Below are 24,656 nucleotides of genomic sequence, written 5' to 3'. Positions count from 1 at the left end.
TCAGTGCGAGGAGGTGTGTCGGTAGTGGGCGCCGGTGTGTTGCTGCGGCAGGTGCGCTTCGCCGTAAAACAGTTTTTCCCGCAGGCTGCCGGTGTCGTACGCGGTCTTGTACGACCCGCGCCGTTGCAGTTCCGGAATCACCAGATCGATGAAATCCACATAGCTTTCCGGGGTGACGATGCGGGTCAGGTTGAAGCCGTCGAGGCCGGTTTCGGCGATCCACGATTCCAGTTCATCCGCCACTTGTTGCGGCGAGCCGACCACCGTGATGTAGCGCCCGCCGAGGGCGTGCTGGTCGAGCAACTTGCGGCGGGTCCAGTCGTTGTTCTGCAGGTTTTTGGTGGCGGACTGGATTGCGTTGCTCTTGACGTACTGGATGGGCTCGTCGATTTCATACTGGGAAAAATCGATGCCGGTGGACGCCGAAAAATGCGCCACGCCCGCTTCGGCGCTGGCGTAGCTCAGGTATTCGGCATGCTTGGCCCAGGCCGCTTCTTCGGTCTCGCCGACGATCACGTTCAGGCCCATGAACACCTTGATGTCCTCGAGATTGCGACCTGCCTCGACGGCACTGGCGCGGACCTTGTCCACCTGTACTTTGGTCGACGGTTTGTTCTGACCGCTGATGAACACGCACTCGGCATGACGCCCGGCGAACAGCAGACCGCGATCCGAACTGCCGGCCTGGAACAGCACCGGCGTACGCTGCGGTGACGGTTCGCACAGGTGATAACCCTCGACCTGATAGAACTCGCCCTTGTGCTCGACCTTGTGCACTTTGTCTGGCTGCGCGTAGATCCGCTGCTGCGGATCGTTGAGCACTGCACCGTCTTCCCAGCTGCCTTCCCAGAGTTTGTAGAGGACTTCGAGGTACTCGTCGGCCTGGTCGTAACGCCGGTCATGTTCGACCTGTTCACTCAGGCCCATGGCCTTGGCGGCGCTGTCCAGATAACCGGTGACGATGTTCCAGCCCACCCGTCCACGGCTCAGGTGATCGAGGGTCGACATGCGTCGGGCGAACAGATACGGCGGCTCGTAGGTGAGGTTGGCGGTCAGGCCGAAACCGAGGTTTTTGGTCACCGCGGACATGGCCGACACCAGCAGCAGCGGATCGTTGACCGGCAGCTGGATCGACTCTTTCAGGGTGACGTCGACCGAGTTCTGGTAGACGTCGTACACGCCGACGATGTCGGCGATGAACAACCCGTCGAACAGCCCGCGCTCCAGCAATTGCGCCAGTTCGGTCCAGTATTCAATGGTCTTGTATTGGGTCGAGGTGTCCCGTGGATGGGTCCACAACCCGTGGTTGATGTGGCCGATGCAGTTCATGTTGAACGCATTGAGCAGGATCTTTTTCTTGCTCATCAGATGGTCCCTCGCAGCGGAGGGTTTTCATCGTTGAGGTAGTAATTGCCCACCGCGTGATACTTCCAGCGCACCGGGTCGTGCAGGGTGTGCACCCGGGCGTTGCGCCAGTGACGGTCGAGGCCGTGCTCGATCAGGGTGGCCTGGCTGCCGGCCAGTTCGAACAACGTGCTGCCGGCGGCCAGAGAAATTTCAGTGCTGATCGCCCGTGCTTCGGCGACAGCAATCGAGGCCGCCGCCACCGTCTCGGCGTTGGTCTCGGCCTGGGCTGCATCGAGGAATTCGCCGGCGCGTTCGAGCAGGGCTTCGGTGGCGTGCAGGCGGATGCTCAAGTGGCCGAAGCTCTTGAGGGTCAGTGGGTCTTCGGTGGCCTTGTCATTGCCCGAGTCTATCCATGGCCGGGTCTTGCTGCGCACGAAGTGCAGCGCATCTTCGTAGGCGGCGCGGGCGATGCCGGTGTCGATGGCGGCGTGAAGGATCTGCGCCAGCGGGCCGACGGTGGTCGGGCGTTCGAAAGCACTCTGGAAAGGAATGACGTCTTCGGCGGCGACATACACGTCTTCGAACACCACCGAACCACTGCCGGTGGTGCGCTGGCCGAAGCCGCTCCAGTCGTCGATCACCGTCAGGCCTTTGCTGTCACGCGGGACGAACGCCAGTTGCTGCACACCGTTTTCATCGACCACGGACGTTGGAATCCGTTGGGCGTAAATGGCGCCGGTTGCATAAAACTTGCGACCGTTGATGCGATAACCGCTGCCGTCGCGTTTCAGGCTGGTAACCCGATCGTGGGCAGTCTTGGTGCCCAGTTCCGCCAGGGCATTGCCGAAGCGCTGGCCGGCGAGGACTTCGGCGTACAGACGTTGTTTCTGCTCGTGGCTGCCATTCACTCGGAGTACTTCGAGGGCATAGAAATGGTTCTGCGGAATCTGCCCGAGCGAGCCATCGGCCCGGGCGATCAGGGCGATGACGTTGGCCAGGGTCACGTTGGACACGCCGGCGCCGCCGTATTCCTTGGGCACGCTGATGCCCCACAGGCCGGAGCGGGAAAACACGTCGAGTTCCGGCAGCGGCAGGCGGCGTTCGCGGTCGCGCAGGTTGCTGTCGCGCTGGAAGTCTTCGGCCAGGTCGCTGGCGACGATCAGGGCTTGCTCGTCGCTGGTGATGACCGCGACGGGATGGGAAAGAGTCATGTGTTTCTCCAGAGATCTGGTCAAAAGTGTTCTGGTCGTCAGATCCAGGAATGGCGAGCCGGCAACTTGCCGTTGAGGCGATAGGCGCCGACCGCGTGGTACTTCCAGCGCACCGGGTCGTGCAAGGTGTGCACCCGTGCGTTGCGCCAGTGACGGTCGAGGTTGAATTCGGCGAGGGTGGCGCGGCTGCCGGCCAGTTCGAAGAGCTTTTCGCTGGCCAGCAGCGAGATCTCGGTGGTCAGCACCTTGGCTTCGGCCACGGCAATCGAGGCGCGGGCGGCGGACTCGGCGGTGAGCGGCGCGGCGTGCACCTGATCCAGCACCTGACCGGCCTTGCGCAGCAGCGCTTCGGCGGCGTGCAGTTCGATTTTCAGTTTGCCGATGTCGGCGATCACGTAGAGGTCATCGCTGGCGCGTTCGACCTTGGCATCGATCCACGGCCGGGCGCGGGTCTTGACGAATTCGATGGCGTCATCGATGGCGCCACGGGCGATGCCGGCGTCGATTGCTGCCTGAATCAGCTGCGACACCGCGCCCTGGGTGTTGGGCTTTTCGTTGATCTTCCAGTTGTCCACCACAAGACCAGCATCGACCCGCACGTTGTTCAGCAGGATTGTGCCGCTGGCGGTGGTGCGCTGGCCGAAACCCGACCAGTCATCGACGATGCGCAGGCCCGGTGTGCCACGACGGACGAAGGCCAGCACTTGCCTGCCGTCATCGTTGAGTGCCTTGACCGCGACCCAGTGGGCGAAGAGGGCACCAGTGGAATAGAACTTCTGGCCGTTGATCACGTAGTCATCGCCATCGGCGGTGATGCGCGCTTTCAGCTCCAGGGTATCTTTGGTGCCGCGTTCAGGCCCGGCGTTACCGATGCGCCAGCCTTCGAGCACGCTCTGCAGCAATTGTTTTTTCTGCTCTTCGGTGGCGCTGCCGAGGATCAGGTTGATGATGCCGAACTGGTTCTGCGGGATCTGTCCCAGTGCCGGGTCGGCCGCGGAAATGATCGCGAACACCTCGGCCAGGGTGACGAAGGAAACCTGCGGGCCGCCGTACTCGCGCGGAATCGCGATGCTGCCCAGTCCGCTGCGGGTGAACTGTTCGACTTCCGACCACGGCAGCTTGCGCTGGCGGTCACGTTTGGCGGCCTGCACGCGGGCGACTTGCGCCAGTTCATGTGCAGCCTTGATGGCTTGAGCGTCGTTGCGCAGCACTTGCGCGGGCAACAACAGCGGGGCGATGTCCAGGTCACTCTGGACGTTTGCGTCTGCCAGACTGGACATCAGTGCCACTCCTTGGCTGCACGCAATGCCCTGGCGTTTTGCACTGGGGTGATTGTGTTCCGGACCATGTTACCTACCTCACATCTCATGAAAAACGCCGCAAAAGTGCGGCGAACGAAAGAATGTCCGGTGGTCCGGTTCATATACCCTAAGCGCGTATAAATATTAAATAAACTAACTTTTAGGAATATGCATAGAAGATCAAAAGCTCACTCGGCTTTGCGCTCCGCGGCCATGGGAATCTGCCTCAAGGGCACTTTCAGATAAGGATTCACGCAACCGATCTTCAGCGTCTGTGATGGTGCCCAACGCGAGTTGTTGCCGACCCGGTCGATGATGCAATAGGTCACATCCAGCTGCAGGTCTTCGCCGGCTTCGACGATGATTGCCGGGGGCACCCAGACCTGAATGCCGTGACCGATATCGGATTGGGTAATACGCGGCAGATCCATACGTACATCGCCCCAGCGCAGGGTGATTTCGTCACCCTCGGCCATGTTCAGGTAAGGCTCGATAGTCAGGGGAACGCCGCGCTTGATCTGGTTCGGGTTGATTCCGCGTCGGCGAATGACCTCGGGAAGACTGACCGGCAGCAGGTACTGGTTTTCCTCCGCGCAGCCTGCCGCGAATTGCCCGCCCGGGCAGTCGAGCTTGACCTGGAACTGCGCGCTGGCCGACAGCGCCGGGTTTCTTCCGACCTGCATGACCCGGTAATGCACGCGCGGCGAACCGCTGATGATGAAGCTTTCCGGTACCCGCAGGCTGACCGTGCTTCCGACATCCCCGGCATTCAGCACGCGGGAAGCAACGTAGCAGCCATCCCAGAACAGCTCGATCAGGTCGCCACTGTCCATGTTGTGCCAGGGCCTGATGTCGACCGTCAGGTTGGCGGCCGCCATGAGGTTGATACCGGCCCCGTGGGATTTTTCCAGGGTCGGTGGTGCCAGCAGCGGGGTGTTTGAAATGCAGGTCATCGGTTTCTCTCCTTGAAGCCTTGCAGCGAAGTCCGTTTTCGAAAGAACGAATGGCGTGAATTACCCGGCAATAAAACTTCGGAGTTCCGTACAAGTTTGAAAGTATCTTGTTGAACTAGCGTGTGCCGGTTGGAGACTAGATAAGAGTTCGCCGGAAGAGGTGTCAAGCGAGTGGATTAGTTAATCCGTGAATTACGGATTAATCAGAAGGTTCCTACATTGTCGCGGCTGTCAGCCTAGGCTTTGTAAGGAAGAGAGCTACAGATTGCTGCGGTTTTCAGCCTGTTTCGCTGTGAGTTCTACCGAAGCGGAAAATCAAGACGCGGCGAATTTTACGCACAGGGAACGTGTTGCAGGACATATATATGTACTGCGCTTTGAAGGGTTTTATTGTTTATTTTTGGAGGGGGAATGTATTGCGGGGAAAACACTACTTCCATCCATGGAAGTGAGTGATAGCACTTGCGAAGTTATCAGCCGTTGTTGCGGAACTTGCTGAGAAACTGTCGTGTGCGTTCTTCTTTCGGATTGGCAAACAGCGCCTTGGCTTCGCCTTGCTCGACGATCACACCCTTGTCGAAAAACACCACACGGTTGGCCACGTCACGGGCGAACGCCATTTCGTGAGTCACGATAACCATGGTGCGTTTTTCTTCGGCCAGGCCGCGAATGGTCGCCAGCACTTCGCCGACCAGTTCCGGGTCGAGGGCCGATGTAGGCTCGTCGAACAGGATCACTTCCGGTTCCATCGCCAGCGCCCGGGCAATCGCCACGCGCTGTTGCTGGCCACCGGACAGGCGCCGTGGATAAGCGTCTTCCTTGCCCGCCAGGCCGACCTTGGCCAGCAGCTTCTTGCCCAGAGCAATGGCTACGTCGCGGTGCATCTTCTTGACCACGATCGGGCCTTCGATGACGTTTTCCAGGGCGGTGCGGTGGGGGAACAGGTTGAAGTTCTGGAACACGAAGCCCACATGCTGGCGCAGGTTGCGCACCAGGCTTTGCTGCTGGTTCAGCGGGCGGCTGGTATCGATCTCGATATCGCCGACCTTGATCCGGCCGCTGGTGGGTTGTTCGAGGAAGTTCAGGCAGCGCAGGAACGTGGTCTTGCCCGAACCGCTGGGGCCGATGATCGCCACGACCTCGCCTTCCTTCACTTCAAGATCGATGCCGTTGAGCACGACTTGACCCTTGAACTGCTTTGTCAGTTTTTCCACGACAATCATGGGGTCAGGACTCCTGGTCGTGCCGATTGACCCGCTCTTCCAACTTGTTCTGGAAGTGCGACAGCACTGTGGCCAGAATCCAGTAGATCAGCGCGGCGGCAAGATACATGGTGAAGACTTCGAAAGTCCGGGCGGTAATCAGTTGTGCCTGACGGAACAGCTCCGGCACCTGGATGGTGGCAGCCAGCGCGGTGTCCTTGACCAGTGAAATGAAGCTGTTGCCCAACGGCGGCAACGCCGTGCGCATCGCTTGCGGCAGGATGGCCCGGCGCAGGGTCTGCGCGCGGGTCATGCCGATGCTCGCAGCCGCTTCCCATTGGCCTCGTTCGATCGAACCGATCGCGGACCGCAGGATTTCACAGGCGTAAGCGGCCATGTTCAGCGAGAAGCCGATCAGGGCCGCCGGCAGCGGATCGAGTTCCAGACCCATTTGCGGCAAGCCGTAATAGATCACGAACAGCTGGACCAGCAATGGCGTGCCGCGAAAGAACGACACGTAGATGCGGGCCAGCCAGCTGACCGATTTGAAACGCGACAGGCGCATCAGCGCCAGGCCAAAGCCCAGCAGCAGGCCGAAGAACATGCCGCCGAGGCTGAGGACTACCGTGTAGTACGCGCCCTTGAGCAGAAAGGGCGCGGAGTCCAGTGCGAGTTGGAAAGCTGCTTCCATTATTTGGTGACGTCAGCTTGGAAGTACTTTTCCGAGATCTTGGCCAGGGTCCCGTCGGCACGCAGCTCGTCGAGGGCCTTGTTCACGGCCGCCAGCAGTTCAGGCTCGCCTTTGCGCAGGGCAATACCGGATTCCTGACGGGAGAACGCCTGACCGGCCGCTACGGTTTTCGGCGCTTTCTTGGCGTATTCGAGCGCGGCCAGACGGTCGATCAGAATCGCGTCGGTACGGCCGTTGTTCAGGTCGGCGAACTTGGTCGGATCATCGTCGTAGGTACGCACGTCGGCACCCGGCACGTTGGCGCGAACCCATTGCTCGTAGTTGGTGCCCAGGCCTACGCCGACTTTCTTGCCGGACAGGTCAGCGGCGGACTTGATGTTCAGCGCAGCTTCCTTGTCCTTCAGCACCAGCGCCTGAATCCCGGAGATGGTGTACGGCTCGGAGAAGTCATACTTCTTCTTGCGCTCGTCGGAGATGGTCACTTGGTTGACCACGACGTCCAGACGCTTGGATTCCAGCGCGGCGAGGATGCCGTCCCACTTGGTTGGCTGAATCTTGGCCTTGACGCCAAGCTTCTTGGCCAGGGCTTCGGACAGTTCGACTTCGAAGCCCGACAGCTTGCCGTCGGCATCAACGAAGCTGAACGGTGGATAAGTGCCTTCCAGGCCGACGTTGATAACGCCTTTGTCCTTGATCTGTTGCAGTTGCTCACCGGCAACGGCGCTGCTGATCAGACCGGCGCTCAGTGCCAGGCCCAGCGAACCTACCAGCAGATTTCGACGTAGTGCGGAAAGAATCATGACAAGCCCCTGTGTTTTCTTATGGAAGACGCTTAAGGAAAGTTGGCGAATCCGGGAGTTGAACGACAGCGCTATCCTGCCTTAAAGCAGCTTATGCGTCTCTCGCGAAATTCGCCTGCGGCGAGACTATAAGACGGTTCTTTTAGAATGGAAAATAATGAATTTTCTATTTGTTATGCATTTAATGAATATGCATTCGAGCCGACGCTGAGCGTTCCCACGCAGGGCGCGGGAACGCGCTCAGGCCTACAGAAAATCCTTGTAGGCAAACAGCGCCGGGGCTCCGCCGGTGTGCAGGAAAATGATCGGGCCGTCATCGAAACGCCCGCGACCGATACCGTCGAGCAACCCGGCCATGGCCTTGCCGGTGTAGACCGGATCCAGCAACACGGCGTCCTGACTCGCCAGCAGTTTCACGGCCGCCAATGTCCCGGCATTTGGCTCGCCATAGCGCGGGCCGAAGTATTCGTCCCACAACTCGACCTTGAAACTCTCCGGCAGCGCCACGCCCAACAGATCGGCAGTGCGCTCGGCCAGGCCCTGCACTTTCGGGCGCTGATCTTCTTCGCTGCGCGAGACGGTCACGCCGATCACCGGCAGTTGCGGCAGTGCTTTGCTCAAGGCCAGTGCCAGGCCGCTGTGTGTACCGGCGCTGCCCGAGGCGAGCACCACGGCGGAAAATTGCAGGCCGGTGTCCTTGATCTGTTCCGCCAGCTCCAGGCCGGCGCGTACGTAACCCAGTGCGCCGAGGGCGTTGGAACCACCGATCGGCACCAGATAAGGCTTCTTGCCGTTGCTGCGCAGACGCACGGCGAGGGCGGCCAGTTGTTCGTCGGCGTTGTCGAGGTTGTCGACCAGTTCGACCTTGGTGTCGAACAGATCCAGCAGCAGACGGTTACCGTTGCCGGTGTAGTTGCTGTCATCGGTGCCCAGCGGATTTTCCAGCAGCGCCACGCAGCCCAGGCCGAGTTTCGCGGCCAGCGCGGCGGTCTGGCGAACGTGGTTCGATTGCAGTGCGCCGGCGGTGATCAGCGTGTCCGCGCCTTGGGCGAGGGCATCGGCGGCGAGGTATTCGAGCTTGCGCAGCTTGTTGCCGCCCATGGCCAGCGGCGTCAGGTCATCGCGCTTGATGTAGACATCGCGGCCGAGCCAGGTGGACAGGCGCTCGAGCTTTTCCAGTGGGGTCGGTTGGCCGAGCAGGTCGAGGCGGTTAAAGCGGTCCAGCTGTTGTTTGATCATGAGTCCGTACTGATGCAAGGAGATGTCAGGACTATAGGCACGCCGATTTACCGGGGCAACCGCCAATCGCTTATAGCCAAATGTGCTTAGGCCAGCACTATCGGTTCTTAATTCGCCTCCTAGGCGTTGCCGTAAAGTAGTGGCCGTTGACGCGGCCAGACAGTCCGGCCGCCCGTGAGGAGTCTTTACCGTGAGCGAGCGTTCCAGCCATTGGCAATTGCAGACCATCGTCAGCCAACTGCGTACCGCCCGGGATCAGTGGCGTACACAAAATGGCCGCGCCAGCGGCGAGCAGGGCGGGCGCGAGTTGCCGTCCCGTGATGCGATGGCGCAGATTCTCGAAGCCTTGTGCGGCGCGTTGTTCCCGATGCGTCTGGGGCCGGTTGATCTACGAGAAGAAAGCGAAGATTTTTACGTCGGTCACACCCTCGACGTTGCGTTGAATGCATTGCTGGCGCAGGCGCGACTCGAACTGCGTTACGTCGCCCGCCACAGCGCCCGGGCCGACACCGAAGTCGAGGCGCAGGCGATCAGGATCATCCAGGACTTCGCCCTCGCATTGCCGGGCCTGCGCAGCCTGCTCGACACCGACGTGCTGGCCGCCTATCACGGTGATCCGGCGGCGCGCAGCGTCGATGAAGTGCTGCTGTGCTATCCGGGGATTCTGGCGGTGATCCACCATCGTCTGGCGCACCATTTGTATCGCGCGGGTCTGCCGTTGCTGGCGCGGATCAGTTCGGAAATCGCCCACTCGGCGACCGGTATCGATATCCATCCGGGCGCGCAGATCGGCCGCAGTTTCTTCATCGACCACGGGACCGGCGTGGTGATCGGCGAGACCGCGATCATCGGCGAGCGCGTCAGGATCTATCAGGCAGTGACCCTCGGCGCCAAACGCTTCCCGGCGGACGAGGACGGCCAGTTGCAGAAGGGCCATCCTAGGCATCCGATTGTCGAGGACGACGTGGTGATTTACGCTGGCGCGACGATTCTCGGGCGCATCACCATCGGCCAGGGTTCGACCATCGGCGGCAACGTATGGCTGACCCGCAGCGTGCCGGCCGGGTGCAACCTGACCCAGGCCAACCTGCAGCATGATGACGGGACGCAGAAGTAATTTTCCTGTCCGTTCGTTCCCGCGCGAGGTGGGAACGAACGCCCTCGCCACAGCGTCATACCCCTCCTTGAGCTAGCGTACGAAAGCGACCGCTGAGCCCTGCGATTAGTCCTTAGCGTGCTATCCATGTTTAACTTGAACGTTCATTCAAGTTAAACCGGTAGCTCGCTGCCCGCTCACAACAGGAGGCTTGCCTTTGCTGAGTCCGATCATTTCAGCCATTTTCCAATCCCTTGAGGTGCACCGTTCATGAGTGCATCGTCCACCCCTGCCAGCGGCCTGGTACGCATGAATCCGCCGGTGTTCTGGTTCGCCGCGACAGTGATTCTGCTGTTTGGCCTGGTTGTCATCGCCATGCCGGAACAGGCCGGTGCCTGGCTCCTTGAAGCGCAAAACTGGGCGGCCAATACGGTCGGCTGGTACTACATGCTCGCGATGACCCTGTATCTGGTCTTCGTGGTGGTCACCGCGTTATCGGGCTACGGCAAGATCAAACTCGGTGCCGACCACGACGAACCCGAATTCAGTTACCTGTCCTGGGCCGGCATGCTGTTCGCCGCCGGGATCAGCATCACGCTGTTTTTCTTCTGTGTGTCCGAGCCGCTGACCCACATGCTCCAGCCGCCGCAAGGCGAGGCCGGCACCGCGGACGCGGCGCGCCAGGCGATGCAGATCCTGTTTTTGCACTGGGGCCTGCACGGCTGGGGCGTGTTCGCCTTCGTCGGCATGGCGCTGGCGTATTTCGCCTATCGGCACAACCTGCCGCTGGCCCTGCGTTCGGCGCTGTACCCGCTGATCGGCAAACGCATCAACGGCCCCATCGGCTACGCGGTGGACGGCTTCGGCATCATCGCCACGGTGTTCGGCCTCGGTGCGGACATGGGCTTCGGCGTGTTGCACCTCAACTCGGGTCTGGACTACCTGTTCGGCATCGCCCACACCCAGTGGATTCAGGTCGGCCTGATCACGCTGATGATGGGCGCGGCGATCATCGTCGCCGTTTCCGGAGTGGATAAAGGCGTGCGGGTCATGTCCGACATCAACATGCTGCTGGCCTGTGCGCTGCTGCTGTTCGTGTTGTTCGCCGGTCCCACCCAGCATTTGCTCAACACCCTGATCCAGAACCTCGGCGACTACCTCGGCGCGTTGCCGATGAAGAGTTTCGACCTCTACGCCTACGACAAACCGAGCGACTGGCTCGGTGGCTGGACGGTGTTCTACTGGGCCTGGTGGATCGCGTGGTCGCCATTCGTGGGCCTGTTCATCGCACGGATTTCCCGTGGCCGGACCATCCGCGAATTCGTCTTCGGCGTGTTGTTGATTCCGCTCGGTTTCACCCTGGCGTGGATGTCGATCTTCGGCAACAGCGCCATCGATCAGGTGCTCAATCACGGCATGTCGGCACTGGGCATGTCGGCCCTCGACAACCCGTCGATGACCCTGTACCTGCTGCTGGAAACCTACCCGTGGAGCAAAACTGTCATCGCGGTGACGGTGTTCATCAGCTTCGTGTTCTTCGTCACCTCCGCCGACTCCGGTACGGTAGTGCTCTCGACCCTGTCCGCCAAGGGTGGCAACCCGGATGAAGACGGACCGAAATGGCTGCGGGTGTTCTGGGGGGCGATGACCGCACTGATCACCAGTGCGCTGCTGTTCTCCGGCAGCATCGATGCGCTGAAGTCAGCGGTGGTGCTGACCTCGCTGCCGTTCTCGCTGATTCTGCTGCTGATGATGTGGGGGCTGCACAAGGCGTTCTATCTGGAGTCGCAGAAACAGATCGCGCAACTGCATTCGCTGGCGCCTGTGTCCGGTTCACGGCGTGGCAAGGGTGGCTGGCGCCAGCGCCTGAGTCAGGCCGTGCACTTCCCGTCGCGGGACGAGGTGTACCGCTTCATGGACACCATGGTAAAACCGGCCATCGAAGAAGTGACCGCGGTGTTCGTCGAGAAAGGTCTGAACGTGGTCACCCAACCGGACCCGGCCCATGACAGCGTCAGCCTGGAAATCGGCCATGGTGAGTTGCACCCGTTCATCTACCAGGTGCAGATGCGTGGCTACTTCACGCCGTCGTTCGCTCGTGGTGGCATGGGTTCCAAGCAGCTCAATAACCGCCGCTACTACCGCGCCGAAGTGCATCTGAGCGAGGGCAGTCAGGACTACGATCTGGTCGGTTACACGAAAGAACAGATCATCAACGACATCCTCGACCAGTACGAACGGCACATGCAGTTCCTGCATCTGGTGCGTTGATCGGGGCAGGGCGCCGGGACGGATTCAGGTCTCGGCGCTCAGCACCATGAACAAAACCATCGCGGCGATCGGCACGCCGAACACGGCGCTGCCAATCGCGATCTCCGACCCCAGCGGCTGCCCGGCGTGCACCACGCCGACCGCGCCATTGATCACCGTCAACGCCAGCCACAACGCCGCGAAGCCGTAGGCCAGCGTCTGCCGGCTGAAGCCGATGCGCTCGCCGATATAGAACATCAGCGCCAGCAGGATCAGGCCGAAGAAGATGATGATTGCGGTGTGCATGGTCGGGATCTGCCTGTGAAAGGGAGTCGTCCTGTCTTTGCTGAGCATAGGTCAGCTGTCAGCCTCATGTCGTTCGACACATTTCGGCACGTATCCATCTGTTTATGCGGGTCGCTTGTTAGGCGCGCTCACCGCTGATCTGGATATTAAACACGTGTCTGCCTGGTAGGCTAATATTTGTCCAAGTGTGTATGGTGTGTATTGGGTGAGGCGTCCAGCTCCTAAAGTACGCAGCTCTTGCTGTCGAACAGGGCGAAGGAAATGCGTAGTCGGGAAATGATCAGGATGATCGAGGAGGATGGCTGGTATCTGGTCGCCGTCAAAGGTAGTCACCACCAATACAAACATCCGGGCAAGCCAGGGAGGGTGACGATCAAGCATCCGGATTCGGATCTTCCCAAGGGTACGATCAACAGCATCTTGAAACAGGCGGGTTTGAAATGAAGCCCGTGATTGGAAACGAAAGTCCCTTTATGGACATGTCAGAGGAAGGATTCACTTACATGAAATTCCCGGTCGTTCTGCACAAGGATGCCGACTCAGACTACGGAGTGATTATCCCGGATGTACCGGGCTGTTTCTCCGCAGGCACAACGGTAGCCGAAGCTTTTGACAACACTCAGGAGGCACTGGCCTTGCACTATGAGGGATTGGTCGCTGATGGCGCGCCGTTGCCTCGGGTTCAGGACATTGATGCTCATCTCAAGAACCCGGATTACACCGGCGGTATCTGGGGTGTAGTCGAGTTTGATATCACTCCCTATTTCGGCAAGTCGGTGCGCTTCAACGCTACGCTGCCGGAGCAGTTGCTGGAGCGTATTGACCAAACTGTACGACGGGATCAGCGTTACAGCTCTCGCTCCGGATTTCTGGCTGCTGCTGCCTTGCGTGAGTTGTCGGCTTAAGGCCGGTTTACAGCATTTGGGGTCAGGTACTTTCCCGCTCAATGACCGTGCATTGCAGCAGATTCAACCGCTGCACCTCATCGCTCGGCAGCACGCCCAGACTTTCCAGTACTCGCGTCGCCGCCAGTACGCCGATCTCCAGCGCCGGCGGTTTGATCGTGCTCAGGCTCGGCAGCAGCATCTCGGCGAACGGGTAGTCGCCGAAGCCGAGGACGGCGCAGTCTTCGGGAATCTTGAGGCCGGCCCGTTGCCCGGCGAGCAGGCCGCCGGCGGCGAGGTTGTCGTTGGCGAAGATGATGGCGTCCGGGCGCGGTGAGGCGTTCATCAGCGCTTCCATCGCTTGTTTGCCGGCCTCGAACGGGGCGCGATCGGCATCTGGTGCGAATACCCACGGTTCCAGACCGAACTCGCGGACGGTCGCTGCGTAACCGTCGCGGCGTTCCAGTGCGCTGAAGTCGCCGGGTGCGCTGTTCTGCACGAAGGCGATTCGCCGATAGCCTTTGCCGTGCAGATAACGAGCGGCGCTGACACCCACCTCGAAGTGCGAAAAACCGATCTGCATCGGCTCGCGATCTGGCTGGTAATCCCAGGTTTCGATCACCGGGATATCCGCTTCGGCGAGCATCTTTTCCGTGCCCGCGCTGTGAAAGTGACTGGTGACCACCAGCGCCGCCGGCGACCAGCCGAGGAAGGCCCGTACCGCGTTTTCTTCCTGCTCGGCGCTGAAGTAACTCGAGGCCAGCAGCAACTGATAACCGTGGCGGCTGAGGGTGTCGCTGAAGCCTTGAATGGTGTTGGCGAAGATCGGCCCGGAGATGTTCGGGATCACCATGCCGACGATTTTTCCCCGCGCCGAGGCGAGCCCGCCGGCCACCAGGTTCGGCACATAACCCAGCTCGGCGACCACCGCCGCGATCCGCTCGCGGCGTTCGGGCGACACCTGGTCCGGCTGGTTGAAGTAGCGCGACACGGTGATTGCCGAAACACCGGCCTGGCGCGCCACCGCGTTGAGGGTCACGCGACCGGCGCCACGGCGTTTGCGGGGCTTTTCTTCGCTCAAGGCTCGATCCTTCTTAAAAACCAAAACGCATATAAAAGTAATTTTTCAGTATTGGACGGTCTATGTTCGGCTTGCCAATACTGGCGATGTTAGCGCTAACAAGGCGCGTTGTCTGCTACTCGCTCGAGCGAATGCCCAAGACACCGAGACAGGCGCTGTCGTCGCAGAACGGCAGCGGTTCAGGGCAACTTTTCGAGCGGGCAAACATGCACAACATTCCTGGGGCGACACACAAACTGGCGCAATCGATCCGCGCTGCGGGCTGGCTACTCACCGGGCTGGCCGCGCTGCCGCTGCCCGCCGCGTTCGCCGCCGACAGCACCGATCAGGAGCCGACACTCAAGTCCGTCACGGTCACCGCCACCCGCCGCGAAGAGTCGCTGCAAAAGGTCCCGGTGGCGGTGTCGGTAATCGACGGCGAGCAACTGGAGCGCGACAACCGCAACAGCGTGGCGAGCATCGTCCAGCAAGTGCCGTCGCTGAATTTCCGCACTGGCGCATCGAACAAGGACACCTCGTTGTTCGTGCGTGGCGTGGGGACGATTTCCACCTCGCCGGGCGTCGAGCCGACGGTGGCCACGGTGATTGACGGCGTGGTCTACGCCCGTCCTGGCCAGTCGACTCTGGATCTGCTGGATCTGGAGCGCGTCGAGGTTCTGCGCGGCCCGCAAGGCACGCTGTTCGGCAAAAACGCGTCGGCCGGCGTGCTGAACATCACCAGCAAGGCGCCGACCGCCGAGACCCACGGTTACATCGATCAGTCGTACTACAGCGGCAACGAAAGCCGCACCCGTTTCGGCATTGGCGGCAGCCTGATTCCGGACACGCTCAAGGGTTCGATCAGCACCTTGTTCGGCACTTACGACGGCAACGTCGATAACAAGCACAATGGCCAGGAGGTCAACGGTTACAACCATCGCGGTGTACGCGGCAAACTGGAATTCACCCCGAACGACGACGTCACCTTCACCCTGATCGCCGACTACATGCAGTCCCACGATGACGGCCCCAACGGCGTCGTCACCAAGTCGTTGACCCCGGCCTTCGCCAACGCGCTGAGTCCGGTCAGCGCCACCAGCCACAACCGCGACATCAACACCGACACCCGCACCCACGTCGAAGACACCAACAAGGGCCTGTCCGGCCAGCTCGACTGGCAACTGGGCGATTACACCCTGACGTCGATCACCGCGTGGCGTGGCTGGGACAACACCCAGTATCAGGACGGCGACCGCCTCGGCACGGTGACGGCCGCGTTCCCCGGCACGGCGGACAAGGGCGATCTGGCCTTCGACCAGTACTCGCAGGAGTTGCGTCTGGCCTCGCCGAAAGGCGAGTTTCTCGAATACGTCGGCGGCCTGTTCTACATGCACGGCAAGGATGACGAGACCTATCAGCGCACGTTGACCACAACTACTCGAACTGACCGTGGTGTCGCCGACTACAGCGCCACCAGCGACAGCTACGCGGTGTTCGGCGAGAGCACGCTGAATTTCACCTCGGATTTCCGTGGCATTGCCGGCCTGCGCTATACCCACGACGATCTGGAATACGATCACCGTCGCGTTTCCACTTCTACAACCACGGTCAGCGGCATTCAACCGGCCACCCGCAGTTCCGGTTCGGTGGACGAGGACGGCTGGTCCGGTCGGCTCGGTTTGCAGTACGACTTGAGCGATGCGGTCACCACTTATTTGACCTACTCGCGCGGTTACAAAGGCCCGGCCTACAACGTGTTCTTCAACATGCAGCCGCGCGATACTGAAGCATTGAAGCCGGAAACCTCCAACACCTGGGAGGCGGGGATCAAAGCTTCATCCTGGAACAATCGCCTGACCACCAACCTCGCGGTTTTCCACAGCGACTACGACAACTACCAGGCGAACTTTTTCGACACCGTCGCCGGGCAAGTGGTGACGCGCCTGATCAACGCCGGCAGCGTCAGCACCGAGGGCGTGGAACTCGATTACGCCTTGCAGGCGACCCAGCAACTGAAGTTCTCCGGAGCGCTGGCTTACACCCGCGCCCGCATCGACCAGTTCGCCTGCCCGGCGGGTGCGGCGGCGTCGTGCAACGTCAACGGCAAACCGCTGCCATTCAGCCCGGACTGGAAAAGCTACGTGCGGGCCGACTACACCATCCCGCTGGATAACGGCCTGGATATCGAACTCGGCACCGATTACAGCTGGCAGAGCGAAGTGCAGTACGACATCAGCCAGAACGCCGACACCAAGCAGGGCGCCTACGGCCTCTGGAATGCCAGCGTCGCCCTGGCCGATTACACCAACGGCTGGCGCGTGGCATTGCTGGGCAAGAATCTCACCGACAAGTCGTATTCGCCGTTGCTCGCCAGCGGTGGCAATTACATCTACCGCGCCGTGCCTCGCGACGACGAGCGCTACTTCGGCGTGCAACTGCGCAAGGACTTCTGAGATGAGCAGACAGCTGAAACTCGGCGCGTTTCTCATGGCCACCGGGCACCACGTCGCCGCGTGGCGTCATCCGGATGTGCCGGCCAACGCCGGGCTGGATTTCGCCCATTACAAACGTCTGGCGCAGATTGCCGAGGCAGCGAAGTTCGATACGTTGTTCGTCGCCGACAGCGTCGCTGCGCCGACCCAGGATATCGCCAGCCGGATGGCCCGTTCGGATCACTTCGAGCCGCTGACGTTGCTCTCGGCCTTGAGCGCCGTGACCGAACGCATCGGCCTGATCGCCACCGCCACTACCAGCTACAACGAGCCGTATCACGTGGCGCGTAAATTTGCTTCGCTCGATCACCTCTCGGGCGGGCGAGCGGGGTGGAATCTGGTGACCTCGGACAACGCCGCCGAAGCGCAGAATTTCGGCCGCGACGAACACATCGGCCATGCCGAACGCTACAGCCGCGCCCGGGAATTTCATCAGGTGGTCACTGGACTTTGGGACAGTTGGCAGGACGACGCCTTCCTCCGCGACAAGGCCAGCGGAGCGTATTACGACCCGGAAAAATTGCATGTGCTGGATCACGTCGGTGAGCACTTCCGGGTCAAGGGCCCGCTGAACGTCGCACGTTCGCCACAGGGTCAGCCGGTGATCGTGCAGGCTGGCTCGTCGGAAACCGGGCGTGAACTGGCGGCGCAGACGGCCGAAGTGGTGTTCACCGCGCAGACCTCACTGGCCAGCGCCCAGGCGTTTTACGCCGACCTCAAGGGACGCTTGCCGAAGTACGGGCGCAGCGCCGATTCGCTGAAAATCATGCCCGGTGTGTTTGTCGTCGTCGGGCAGACGGAAGCCGAAGCGCAGGAAAAATGTGAAACGTTTCAGCAATTGGTCGAACCCGAGGTTGGTGTCGCCCTGCTTGGGCGTATGCTGGGCAACTTCGACCTGTCGAAGTACCCGTTGGACGGGCCGCTGCCGGAGTTGCCGCTGACCGACAGCGGCCAGCAGAGCCGGCAGAAACTGCTGACCGAACTGGCCGGCCGGGAGCATCTGACCCTGGCCGAACTGGGCAGGCGAATTGCTGGCGGTCGCGGGCATTACAGCGTCGTCGGCACTCCGGTGCAGATTGCCGACCGTTTGCAGGAATGGTTCGAGCAGGGCGCGGCGGACGGCTTCAACGTGCTGGTGCCGCACCTGCCCGGCGGGCTCGAAGACTTCGCCAATGGCGTGGTCCCGGAACTGCAACGGCGCGGATTGTTCAGAACCGAATACGAGGGCCGGACCTTGCGCCAGAACCTTGGCCTTGCCCGGCCCGGCAACAGATTTGCGTAGCAATCGACACCCAATTCAAGACCGACAAGAGAGGATTCGATGACTTACACCGCTGCCGAAAACCGTTATGACTCCATCCCTTACCGCCGCGTCGGACGCAGCGGTCTGGTGCTGCCGGCGCTGTCCCTGGGCCTGTGGCACAACTTCGGCGACAGCACGCCGATCGACACCCAGCGCGCCTTGCTGCGCACCGCGTTCGATCTGGGGATCAACCACTTCGACCTGGCCAACAACTACGGCCCTCCCTACGGCAGCGCCGAGACCAATTTCGGCCGTTTGCTGCGCGAAGACTTCAAGCAATATCGCGATGAACTGATCATCTCCAGCAAGGCCGGTTGGGACATGTGGCCCGGCCCTTACGGCCAGGGCGGCGGTTCGCGCAAATACGTGCTGGCCAGCCTCGACCAGAGCCTGCAACGCCTGGGCCTGGACTATGTGGATATCTTCTATTCGCACCGCTTCGACCCGGACACCCCGCTGGAAGAAACCGCCAGCGCCCTCGCCACTGCGGTGCAGCAGGGCAAGGCGCTGTACATCGGTATCTCGTCGTACTCCGGGGTGAAAACTCGTGAGATCGCCGCGCTGCTCAAAGAGTGGAAAGTGCCGCTGCTGATTCACCAACCGGCGTACAACCTGCTCAACCGTTGGGTGGAAAAGGACCTGCTCGACACCACCGACGAACTCGGCACCGGTGTGATTGCGTTCACCCCGCTGGCGCAGGGTCTGCTGACCGACAAATACCTCAACGGCGTGCCGGCGGATGCACGGGTCAATCGTCCGGGGGGTGGTTCGTTGCAGGCTTCGCATTTGTCCGAGGCCAACATCGCTCATGTGCGGGCGTTGAATGAAATCGCCAAACGTCGTGGGCAGAGTCTGGCGCAACTGGCGCTGGCGTGGACGCTGCGGGATCCGCGAGTGACCTCGGCCCTGATCGGCGCGAGCCGGCCGGAGCAGATTGTCGAGAACGTCGGGGCGTTGAAAAATCTGAGATTCAGTGCGGAGGAGTTGGCGGAGATTGACCGGTTTGCCCAGGAGGGCGGGATCAATCTTTGGGAGAAGCCTTCGACGGCGGAATAACGACACACTGATCGTTCCCACGCAGAGCGTGGGAACGATCAATTGTTCAGCGAAAAAACGGCACATCCCCCAACACCGTAGCCCGCTGCATCACCCGCCGCGCCGGCCGGTAATCATCCACCGCGTAATGCTGCGTCACGCGGTTATCCCAGAACGCAATGTCATCCTTCTGCCAGCGCCAGCGAATGGTGAACTCCGGCCGCGTCGCGTGGGCGAACAGAAACTTCAGCACCGCTTCACTCTCAGTCTCCGACAACTCATTGATCTTCGACGTGAAGCCTTCGTTGACGAACAACGAACGCCGCCCGCTCACTGGGTGCGTACGAATCACCGGATGCGACAGCGGTGGATTCTTGCGCCGCGCCTCTTCCCACTGCGCCAGTGCTTCCGGCGTGTTGCCATAGCGCTCCAACGGAAATGAGCGGGTGAAGTCGTGAGTCGCGGTCAACCCTTCGAGCAGCGCTTTCATCGGCGTCGACAGCGCCTCATACGCGGCAATCCCGCTGGCCCACAACGTATCGCCACCGAACTCCGGCAACAGCTTGGCGCTGAGCACCGCGCCCATGGCCGGGGTTGGCAGGAAGGTCACGTCGGTGTGCCAGATCGCGTTGTCGCGCACGTCGGTGACGGCGGTGTCGAGGATCAGCACTTCCGGTTGCTCAGGCACATTCGGGTAGATCGGGTGAATGTGCAGGTCGCCGAAATAGTGGGCGAAACGTGCCTGTTGCGACGGCTCGATCGGCTGATTGCGGAAGAACAGCACCTGGTATTTGAGCAGTGCCTGCTCGATGGCGTCGCGCTGTTCCAGGTTCAGCGGCTGGCTGATGTCGACGCCGCTGATCTGTGCGCCGAGGGCCGAGCTTAACGGGGTGATGTTCAGGCTGCTCATGGTGGTTCTCTTCAATTCCGGGGCCCCGAAACTGTCGGGGTAGTCAGTGCTGAAAAATCAGTGGGCCTGGCCGTGCCACGGCACCAGTTTGCGTTGCAGGGCGCGCAGGCCCATTTCCATGGCGAAGGCAATCAGGGCGATGACCAGAATCCCCAGCACCACCACGTCGGTGACCAGGAATTGCGCAGCCGACTGCACCATGAAGCCCAGGCCACTGGTGGCCGCGATCAATTCGGCGGCGACCAGAGTCGACCAGCCGACACCCAGGCCAATGCGCACACCGGTCAGAATGTCTGGCAGCGCGCTCGGCAAAATCACGTGGCGAATCAGTTGTGCGCGAGTCGCCCCCAGCGATTGCGCAGCGCGCAGTTTGGCCGGGTCGACGGTGCGCACGCCGGTGGCGGTAGCAATCGCGATCGGGGCGAAAATCGCCAGGTAGATCAGCAGCACTTTCGACAACTCGCCGATACCGCACCAGATCACGATCAGCGGCAGATACGCGAGCGGCGGAATAGGGCGGTAGAACTCGATCAGCGGATCCAGCACACCTCGGGCGATGCGGTTGGCGCCGATGGCGATGCCCACCGGCACCGCGGTCAGAATCGCAAAACCAAGGCCCAGACCGATGCGGCTCAGGCTCGCGCCCAGGTGCTGCCACAACGTCGAATCCATGTAACCCGTGGTCGCCAGTAACCAGCCTTTTTGCAGTACGGCGGACGGTGGCGGCAGGAACAGCGGTTCGATCAGGCCGGTGGCCGTGACGGCCCACCAGATCACCAGCAACGCGAACAAGGTCAGCAGGCTGATCCAGCGAGTGCTGAGGCTGCGACGCACAGGAATCACCACCGACGTGGCGGCGGGTTTCACTGCGGTGGCGGAAACGTCGTAACTGCTCATGCGCGCTCCTGCCGCTGAACGGCGCTGCGTTGCGAGAACACTTTGGCGAGCACGTGTTCGCGGGTTTCGATGAAGCGCGGATCGGACTTGATCGACCGCGCCGATTCGCCGGCGGCATAGCGCTGGCCGAAGTCGAGGTGCAGGCGTTCGACGATCTGTCCCGGATTCGGCGCCAGCAGAATCAGGTCGGTGGCGAGGAACACCGCCTCTTCAATGTCGTGGGTAATCAGGAACACCGGTTTGGCGGTGCGTTGCCAGACTTGCAGCAACAGTTCCTGCATCTGTTCGCGGGTGAAGGCGTCGAGGGCACCGAAGGGTTCGTCCATCAGCAGCACGCGCGGGTCGGCCGCGAGGGCGCGGGCCAGGCCGACACGTTGCTTCTGGCCACCGGAGAGTTGCCAGATGCGACGTTTTTCGAAACCGGAGAGATCGACCAGCGCGAGCATTTCCCGGGCGCGCTGTTCGCGTTTGTCCTTGGCGACACCGGCCAGTTCGAGACCGAAGGCAACGTTGGCCAGCACGTCCTGCCAGGGCAGCAGGGCGTCGTCCTGGAACACCACGCCGCGCTCGGCGCTCGGGCCTTTGACGGGCACGTTGTCGAGGGTGATGCGCCCTGCGCTCGGTTCGACGAAGCCGGCAATCAGGTTCAACAGCGAAGTCTTGCCACTGCCGGACGGGCCGAGGGCGACCAGCAATTGCTGGGGCCCCAGGGTCAGAGAGATATCCGCCAGCACCGGTTCCGGGCTGCCGGGATACTGTGCGCTGATGCGCTCCAGCTGTAGCAAGGCCATCGCAATTAACTCCCGATCAGTTGGTGATGTACTTGGCGCTGACGTACGGCGCGTAGTCCGGCAGAACCGCTTCGACCTTGCCTTGCTCCTTGAGGAACGCAGCGGTGTCGGTGATGGCTTTGGTGGTCGGCGCGCCGAGGTCACTGACCTGATCCGCCGCCAGCGGGTAGACGTTGCCTTGCAGCAGCAAAGGAATGTCGCTGGCCTTGGCGCCGGACAGTTTCACCAGTTTGTCGACGTTGCTCTGATTGGCGATCCAGGCTTTCGGATCCTTGCGGTAGTCGGCGTAGGCGTCGAGGGTGACCTTGGCGAATGCGGTAACGATGTCCGGGTGCTTCTCGGCGAAGTCTTTGCGCACGATCCAGGCGTCGAAGGTCGGCGCGCCGAACTTGGCCAGCTCTCCGGAAGTGATCAGCACTTTGCCGTTTTCCTTGGCCACACCCAGCGCCGGATCCCAAACGTAGGTGGCATCGATGTCACCGCGTTTCCACGCGGCAATGATCGCTGGCGGGGCGAGGTTGAGGACGGTGACTTTCGAAGGATCGATGTTCCAGTGCTTCAGCGCGGCCAGCAGGCTGTAGTGACCGGTGGACACGAACGGCACGGCGATTTTCTTGCCGACCAGATCCTGCGGCGTCTTGATGCCGGAACCGTCGCGGGCGACCAGCGCTTCAGCAGCGCCGATCTGGGTGGCGATGAGGAAGGTTTCCACCGGGACTTTGCGGGTGATCGCAGCAGTCAGCGGGCTGGAACCGAGGTAGCCGATCTGCACGTCGCCCGAAGCGATGGCGGTGATGACGTCGGCACCGTTGTCGAACTTGCGCCAGCTGATGTCGGCCTTGGTGGCTTTTTCATAGGCGCCGTCGGCCTGGGCGACTTTCGCCGGGTCAACGGTGGTCTGGTAGGCGACGGTGAGGTCGGCGGCCTGAGCCAGGAAACTCGCGGCAGCCAGAGAGGCCACGGCCAGCAGGCGAAGCGGGACATTCAGTTTCATTGGAGAGCTCCATATCAGGCGACCGAGGATCGGCGTGAAAGGAGACTAAATGATCTAAGAATCTAGAAATAAATAACTTTTTAGACTTAGCTTATGAGCGGAAAAATCTAAGCCGGGGGTATTTGATAGTTCCCACGCTCTGCGTGGGAATTCAGCTTGTGACGCTCCGCGTCACTGGGGCGCAGAGCGTCCCTTGAGGCATTCCCACGCGGAGCGTGGGAACGATCATTAGCGTGAGGCGTTCCCAAGCGGACGGCTCGACGCCTCGATGTTGGAACGATCAACGAGTGGAAGGCAGTCAGTTGCTGATCGCCAGAATACTCGCCTGATACGACCCGACAAACACGTCGAAATCGCCCACCTCGTTCTGCTCCAGTTCAGCCTGTTGCGCCAGCGACGACCGCGCCAGTTCTTCGAACTTCGCCTGTTCCTCAGCCGCCAACGGCTCGCTGCGGAAGAACTCGGCGTGAGCCTGGCTCTGGCGCAGGGAGAATTGCGCGAAGCTTTCCTTGTGCTCGGCCATCGCCGCCAGCACCTGGGCCGAAGGCGTCAGGGACGAATCCTTGACCTTGGCCAGTTGTGCGTCGAGTGCCTTGCTGTGGGCATCGCCGCCATGGCTTTGATCCAGCAGCGCCGCCAGTGGAGCAATTTTTTCCAGCAGTTCGGCGGCCCATTCCTTCAGTTCGACCGGTTGGCCGTCACGCTGCAATTGCAGGCCCGGACGACGACCTTCCTTGACCACGCTGAGGAAGTTCGACGTGGCGTTGCCGCAGCTGATGTTGGTCAGCAGCGGGCTGTCGTTCAGTGCGCAGTACAGCAGGAACGCGTCGAGGAAGCGCGATTCGGTGAGGTCGATGCCCATCGGCAGGAACGGGTTGATGTCCAGGCAACGCACTTCGACGTACTGGATGCCACGGGCGACCAGCGCCTGGATCGGCCGCTCGCCGGTGTAGGTCACGCGTTTCGGGCGGATGTTGGAGTAGTACTCGTTTTCGATCTGCAGGATGTTGGTGTTCAGTTGCACCCACTCGCCATCCTGGTGCGTGCCGACTTCTACGTACGGCGCGTATGGCGTGGCCACCGCCTTGCGCAGACTGTCGGTGTAGCTTGCCAGGTCGTTGTAGCAAGGGGTCAGGCCAGCCTGGGCGTTGCTCTGGTAACCGAGGTCACTCATGCGCAGGCTGGTGGCGTAAGGCAGGTACAGAGTGTCCGGGTCCAACTGTTCCAGTTGATGCGAACGGCCGCGCAGGAACCCCGCGTCCAGCGCCGGCGAAGCACCGAACAGGTACATCAGCAGCCAGCTGTAGCGACGGAAGTTGCGGATCAGCGCGATATAGGACGACGACTGGAAATCCCGGTCGGTGCCGACGAAGCCTTCGGCTTCTTTCAGCAGCGGCCAGAGTTTTTCCGGCAGGGAGAAGTTGTAGTGAATCCCGGCGATGCACTGCATGGTCTTGCCGTAACGCAGGGCCAGGCCCTTGCGGTAGACATACTTGAGCTGACCGATGTTGGAGGTGCCGTAATAGGCGATCGGGATGTCTTCCTCGGCCGGCAACGGGCACGGCATCGATGGACTCCACAGGTACTCGTTGCCGAGCTTGCTGTAGGCGAAGCGATGAATCTTGTCCAGGCTGGCCAGGGTGTCGGCCGGGTCTGGCAGGGCAGGCGTGATGAATTCCAGCAGCGACTCGGAATAGTCGGTGGTGATCTGTTCGTTGGTCAGCGCGGAACCCAGGCTTTCAGGGTGCGGCGTTTGCGCCAGACGTCCCTCGCCGGTCACGCGCAGGCATTCACGTTCGATACCGTGCAGGCACTGCTCGAGCAGAGAGAGGTTGGCGCGCTCACCGAGCAGAGCCAGGCGGCGGTTGAGAAGTTCGCTCAATTTGGATTCCTT

General features: G+C 61.3%; 22 protein-coding genes. 7 read left to right on the top strand and 15 right to left on the bottom strand.

The features are described 5' to 3' along the window. The 8 genes from AC1RR7_RS13645 to AC1RR7_RS13610 all read right to left on the bottom strand — a co-directional run bounded on the left by AC1RR7_RS13645 (nt 1) and on the right by AC1RR7_RS13610 (nt 8,744). Nucleotides 1–1,365, bottom strand: a complete 1,365-nt coding sequence (locus AC1RR7_RS13645; protein ID WP_493157685.1) for an LLM class flavin-dependent oxidoreductase — start codon at nt 1,363–1,365, stop codon at nt 1–3. Next, the gene (locus AC1RR7_RS13640) at nt 1,365–2,558 is read right to left on the bottom strand and encodes an SfnB family sulfur acquisition oxidoreductase (protein WP_493157683.1); all 1,194 of its coding nucleotides are present in this window, start codon (nt 2,556–2,558) and stop codon (nt 1,365–1,367) included. Before AC1RR7_RS13640 ends, AC1RR7_RS13645 begins: the two co-directional genes overlap by 1 nt. Nucleotides 2,559–2,596: 38 nt before the next feature. Continuing rightward, complete coding sequence (locus AC1RR7_RS13635; RefSeq protein WP_102620589.1) at nt 2,597–3,838, bottom strand: SfnB family sulfur acquisition oxidoreductase; 1,242 nt, start codon at nt 3,836–3,838, stop codon at nt 2,597–2,599. Nucleotides 3,839–4,047: 209 nt separating this feature from the next. Further along, entirely contained in the window at nt 4,048–4,812 is a 765-nt protein-coding gene (locus AC1RR7_RS13630) for a hypothetical protein (RefSeq protein ID WP_493157681.1), read from the bottom strand. A gap of 473 nt (nt 4,813–5,285) precedes the next feature. Further along, complete coding sequence (gene tcyN, locus AC1RR7_RS13625) at nt 5,286–6,035, bottom strand: L-cystine ABC transporter ATP-binding protein TcyN (protein WP_096821891.1); 750 nt, start codon at nt 6,033–6,035, stop codon at nt 5,286–5,288. Between the two features lie 4 nt (nt 6,036–6,039). After that, complete coding sequence (gene tcyL, locus AC1RR7_RS13620) at nt 6,040–6,705, bottom strand: cystine ABC transporter permease (RefSeq protein ID WP_085733348.1); 666 nt, start codon at nt 6,703–6,705, stop codon at nt 6,040–6,042. After that, nucleotides 6,705–7,505 (bottom strand): cystine ABC transporter substrate-binding protein, encoded by an 801-nt coding sequence (gene tcyJ / locus AC1RR7_RS13615; protein WP_096821892.1) that lies wholly within the window; start codon nt 7,503–7,505, stop codon nt 6,705–6,707. The genes tcyL and tcyJ overlap by 1 nt, the downstream gene beginning before the upstream one ends. Nucleotides 7,506–7,751: 246 nt before the next feature. After that, nucleotides 7,752–8,744, bottom strand: coding sequence for a D-cysteine desulfhydrase (locus AC1RR7_RS13610; protein WP_493157679.1), 993 nt, complete (start codon nt 8,742–8,744; stop codon nt 7,752–7,754). 190 nt (nt 8,745–8,934) lie between these two features. Between AC1RR7_RS13610 and epsC the strand changes: the two genes are divergently transcribed. Both epsC and betT read left to right on the top strand, forming a co-directional pair. Then, entirely contained in the window at nt 8,935–9,861 is a 927-nt protein-coding gene (gene epsC / locus AC1RR7_RS13605) for a serine O-acetyltransferase EpsC (RefSeq protein WP_096821894.1), read from the top strand. Nucleotides 9,862–10,149: 288 nt separating this feature from the next. Further along, a complete protein-coding gene (betT, locus tag AC1RR7_RS13600; protein WP_493157772.1) occupies nt 10,150–12,111 on the top strand; it encodes a choline transporter BetT in 1,962 nt (653 codons plus the stop codon). A 24-nt stretch (nt 12,112–12,135) separates the two neighbouring features. Here the strand turns inward: betT and AC1RR7_RS13595 are convergent, their stop codons facing one another. Continuing rightward, the gene (locus AC1RR7_RS13595; RefSeq protein WP_096821896.1) at nt 12,136–12,396 is read right to left on the bottom strand and encodes a hypothetical protein; all 261 of its coding nucleotides are present in this window, start codon (nt 12,394–12,396) and stop codon (nt 12,136–12,138) included. 261 nt (nt 12,397–12,657) lie between these two features. Here AC1RR7_RS13595 and AC1RR7_RS13590 point away from each other — a divergent pair, with 261 nt between their 5' ends. Further along, nucleotides 12,658–12,840: a type II toxin-antitoxin system HicA family toxin gene (locus tag AC1RR7_RS13590; protein WP_065261145.1), complete on the top strand. Its 183-nt coding sequence runs from the start codon at nt 12,658–12,660 to the stop codon at nt 12,838–12,840. A 59-nt stretch (nt 12,841–12,899) separates the two neighbouring features. After that, on the top strand, nt 12,900–13,301 hold the full coding sequence (locus AC1RR7_RS13585) for a type II toxin-antitoxin system HicB family antitoxin (RefSeq protein WP_493157677.1): 402 nt from the start codon (nt 12,900–12,902) through the stop codon (nt 13,299–13,301). Between the two features lie 22 nt (nt 13,302–13,323). Here AC1RR7_RS13585 and AC1RR7_RS13580 read toward each other — a convergent pair whose 3' ends face one another. Beyond that, entirely contained in the window at nt 13,324–14,361 is a 1,038-nt protein-coding gene (locus AC1RR7_RS13580) for a LacI family DNA-binding transcriptional regulator (protein WP_493157675.1), read from the bottom strand. Nucleotides 14,362–14,567: 206 nt separating this feature from the next. Between AC1RR7_RS13580 and AC1RR7_RS13575 the strand changes: the two genes are divergently transcribed. The 3 genes from AC1RR7_RS13575 to mgrA are packed head-to-tail and all read left to right on the top strand — an operon-like array spanning nt 14,568 to nt 19,191. Further along, nucleotides 14,568–16,793 (top strand): TonB-dependent receptor, encoded by a 2,226-nt coding sequence (locus AC1RR7_RS13575; RefSeq protein WP_493157673.1) that lies wholly within the window; start codon nt 14,568–14,570, stop codon nt 16,791–16,793. 1 nt (nt 16,794) lies between these two features. Continuing rightward, nucleotides 16,795–18,114 (top strand): LLM class flavin-dependent oxidoreductase, encoded by a 1,320-nt coding sequence (locus AC1RR7_RS13570; RefSeq protein WP_493157671.1) that lies wholly within the window; start codon nt 16,795–16,797, stop codon nt 18,112–18,114. Between the two features lie 39 nt (nt 18,115–18,153). Further along, a complete protein-coding gene (mgrA, locus tag AC1RR7_RS13565; RefSeq protein WP_493071495.1) occupies nt 18,154–19,191 on the top strand; it encodes an L-glyceraldehyde 3-phosphate reductase in 1,038 nt (345 codons plus the stop codon). Nucleotides 19,192–19,237: 46 nt separating this feature from the next. Here the strand turns inward: mgrA and tauD are convergent, their stop codons facing one another. The 5 genes from tauD to gshA all read right to left on the bottom strand — a co-directional run bounded on the left by tauD (nt 19,238) and on the right by gshA (nt 24,644). Continuing rightward, nucleotides 19,238–20,080 (bottom strand): taurine dioxygenase, encoded by an 843-nt coding sequence (gene tauD, locus AC1RR7_RS13560; protein ID WP_096821900.1) that lies wholly within the window; start codon nt 20,078–20,080, stop codon nt 19,238–19,240. A 57-nt stretch (nt 20,081–20,137) separates the two neighbouring features. Continuing rightward, nucleotides 20,138–20,977, bottom strand: coding sequence for a taurine ABC transporter permease TauC (gene tauC / locus AC1RR7_RS13555; RefSeq protein ID WP_064382739.1), 840 nt, complete (start codon nt 20,975–20,977; stop codon nt 20,138–20,140). Continuing rightward, nucleotides 20,974–21,768: a taurine ABC transporter ATP-binding subunit gene (gene tauB, locus AC1RR7_RS13550; protein WP_493065889.1), complete on the bottom strand. Its 795-nt coding sequence runs from the start codon at nt 21,766–21,768 to the stop codon at nt 20,974–20,976. Before tauB ends, tauC begins: the two co-directional genes overlap by 4 nt. A 16-nt stretch (nt 21,769–21,784) precedes the next feature. Continuing rightward, on the bottom strand, nt 21,785–22,762 hold the full coding sequence (tauA, locus tag AC1RR7_RS13545) for a taurine ABC transporter substrate-binding protein (RefSeq protein WP_493157669.1): 978 nt from the start codon (nt 22,760–22,762) through the stop codon (nt 21,785–21,787). A 298-nt stretch (nt 22,763–23,060) separates the two neighbouring features. After that, nucleotides 23,061–24,644, bottom strand: coding sequence for a glutamate--cysteine ligase (gene gshA / locus AC1RR7_RS13540; protein ID WP_102620597.1), 1,584 nt, complete (start codon nt 24,642–24,644; stop codon nt 23,061–23,063). Between the last annotated feature and the right edge of the window lie 12 nt (nt 24,645–24,656).

Source organism: Pseudomonas sp. GW821-FHT11G12 (assembly GCF_058808055.1).
Note: the sequence above shows the minus strand (reverse complement) of the source record. Positions and strands in the feature narration are given on the sequence as shown.

What these genes read in the sequence shown, in the direction of transcription:
- tauD (WP_096821900.1), bottom strand. Translation starts at nt 20,080, where the DNA reads ATGAGCAGCCTGAACATCACCCCGTTAAGCTCGGCCCTCGGCGCACAG.
- tauA (WP_493157669.1), bottom strand. Translation starts at nt 22,762, where the DNA reads ATGAAACTGAATGTCCCGCTTCGCCTGCTGGCCGTGGCCTCTCTGGCT.
- AC1RR7_RS13645 (WP_493157685.1), bottom strand. Translation starts at nt 1,365, where the DNA reads ATGAGCAAGAAAAAGATCCTGCTCAATGCGTTCAACATGAACTGCATC.
- AC1RR7_RS13595 (WP_096821896.1), bottom strand. Translation starts at nt 12,396, where the DNA reads ATGCACACCGCAATCATCATCTTCTTCGGCCTGATCCTGCTGGCGCTG.
- betT (WP_493157772.1), top strand. Translation starts at nt 10,150, where the DNA reads ATGAATCCGCCGGTGTTCTGGTTCGCCGCGACAGTGATTCTGCTGTTT.
- tcyL (WP_085733348.1), bottom strand. Translation starts at nt 6,705, where the DNA reads ATGGAAGCAGCTTTCCAACTCGCACTGGACTCCGCGCCCTTTCTGCTC.
- AC1RR7_RS13630 (WP_493157681.1), bottom strand. Translation starts at nt 4,812, where the DNA reads ATGACCTGCATTTCAAACACCCCGCTGCTGGCACCACCGACCCTGGAA.
- AC1RR7_RS13640 (WP_493157683.1), bottom strand. Translation starts at nt 2,558, where the DNA reads ATGACTCTTTCCCATCCCGTCGCGGTCATCACCAGCGACGAGCAAGCC.
- tcyJ (WP_096821892.1), bottom strand. Translation starts at nt 7,505, where the DNA reads ATGATTCTTTCCGCACTACGTCGAAATCTGCTGGTAGGTTCGCTGGGC.
- AC1RR7_RS13590 (WP_065261145.1), top strand. Translation starts at nt 12,658, where the DNA reads ATGCGTAGTCGGGAAATGATCAGGATGATCGAGGAGGATGGCTGGTAT.
- AC1RR7_RS13610 (WP_493157679.1), bottom strand. Translation starts at nt 8,744, where the DNA reads ATGATCAAACAACAGCTGGACCGCTTTAACCGCCTCGACCTGCTCGGC.
- AC1RR7_RS13575 (WP_493157673.1), top strand. Translation starts at nt 14,568, where the DNA reads ATGCACAACATTCCTGGGGCGACACACAAACTGGCGCAATCGATCCGC.
- AC1RR7_RS13635 (WP_102620589.1), bottom strand. Translation starts at nt 3,838, where the DNA reads ATGTCCAGTCTGGCAGACGCAAACGTCCAGAGTGACCTGGACATCGCC.
- tauC (WP_064382739.1), bottom strand. Translation starts at nt 20,977, where the DNA reads ATGAGCAGTTACGACGTTTCCGCCACCGCAGTGAAACCCGCCGCCACG.
- tauB (WP_493065889.1), bottom strand. Translation starts at nt 21,768, where the DNA reads ATGGCCTTGCTACAGCTGGAGCGCATCAGCGCACAGTATCCCGGCAGC.
- AC1RR7_RS13570 (WP_493157671.1), top strand. Translation starts at nt 16,795, where the DNA reads ATGAGCAGACAGCTGAAACTCGGCGCGTTTCTCATGGCCACCGGGCAC.
- tcyN (WP_096821891.1), bottom strand. Translation starts at nt 6,035, where the DNA reads ATGATTGTCGTGGAAAAACTGACAAAGCAGTTCAAGGGTCAAGTCGTG.
- mgrA (WP_493071495.1), top strand. Translation starts at nt 18,154, where the DNA reads ATGACTTACACCGCTGCCGAAAACCGTTATGACTCCATCCCTTACCGC.
- AC1RR7_RS13585 (WP_493157677.1), top strand. Translation starts at nt 12,900, where the DNA reads ATGAAATTCCCGGTCGTTCTGCACAAGGATGCCGACTCAGACTACGGA.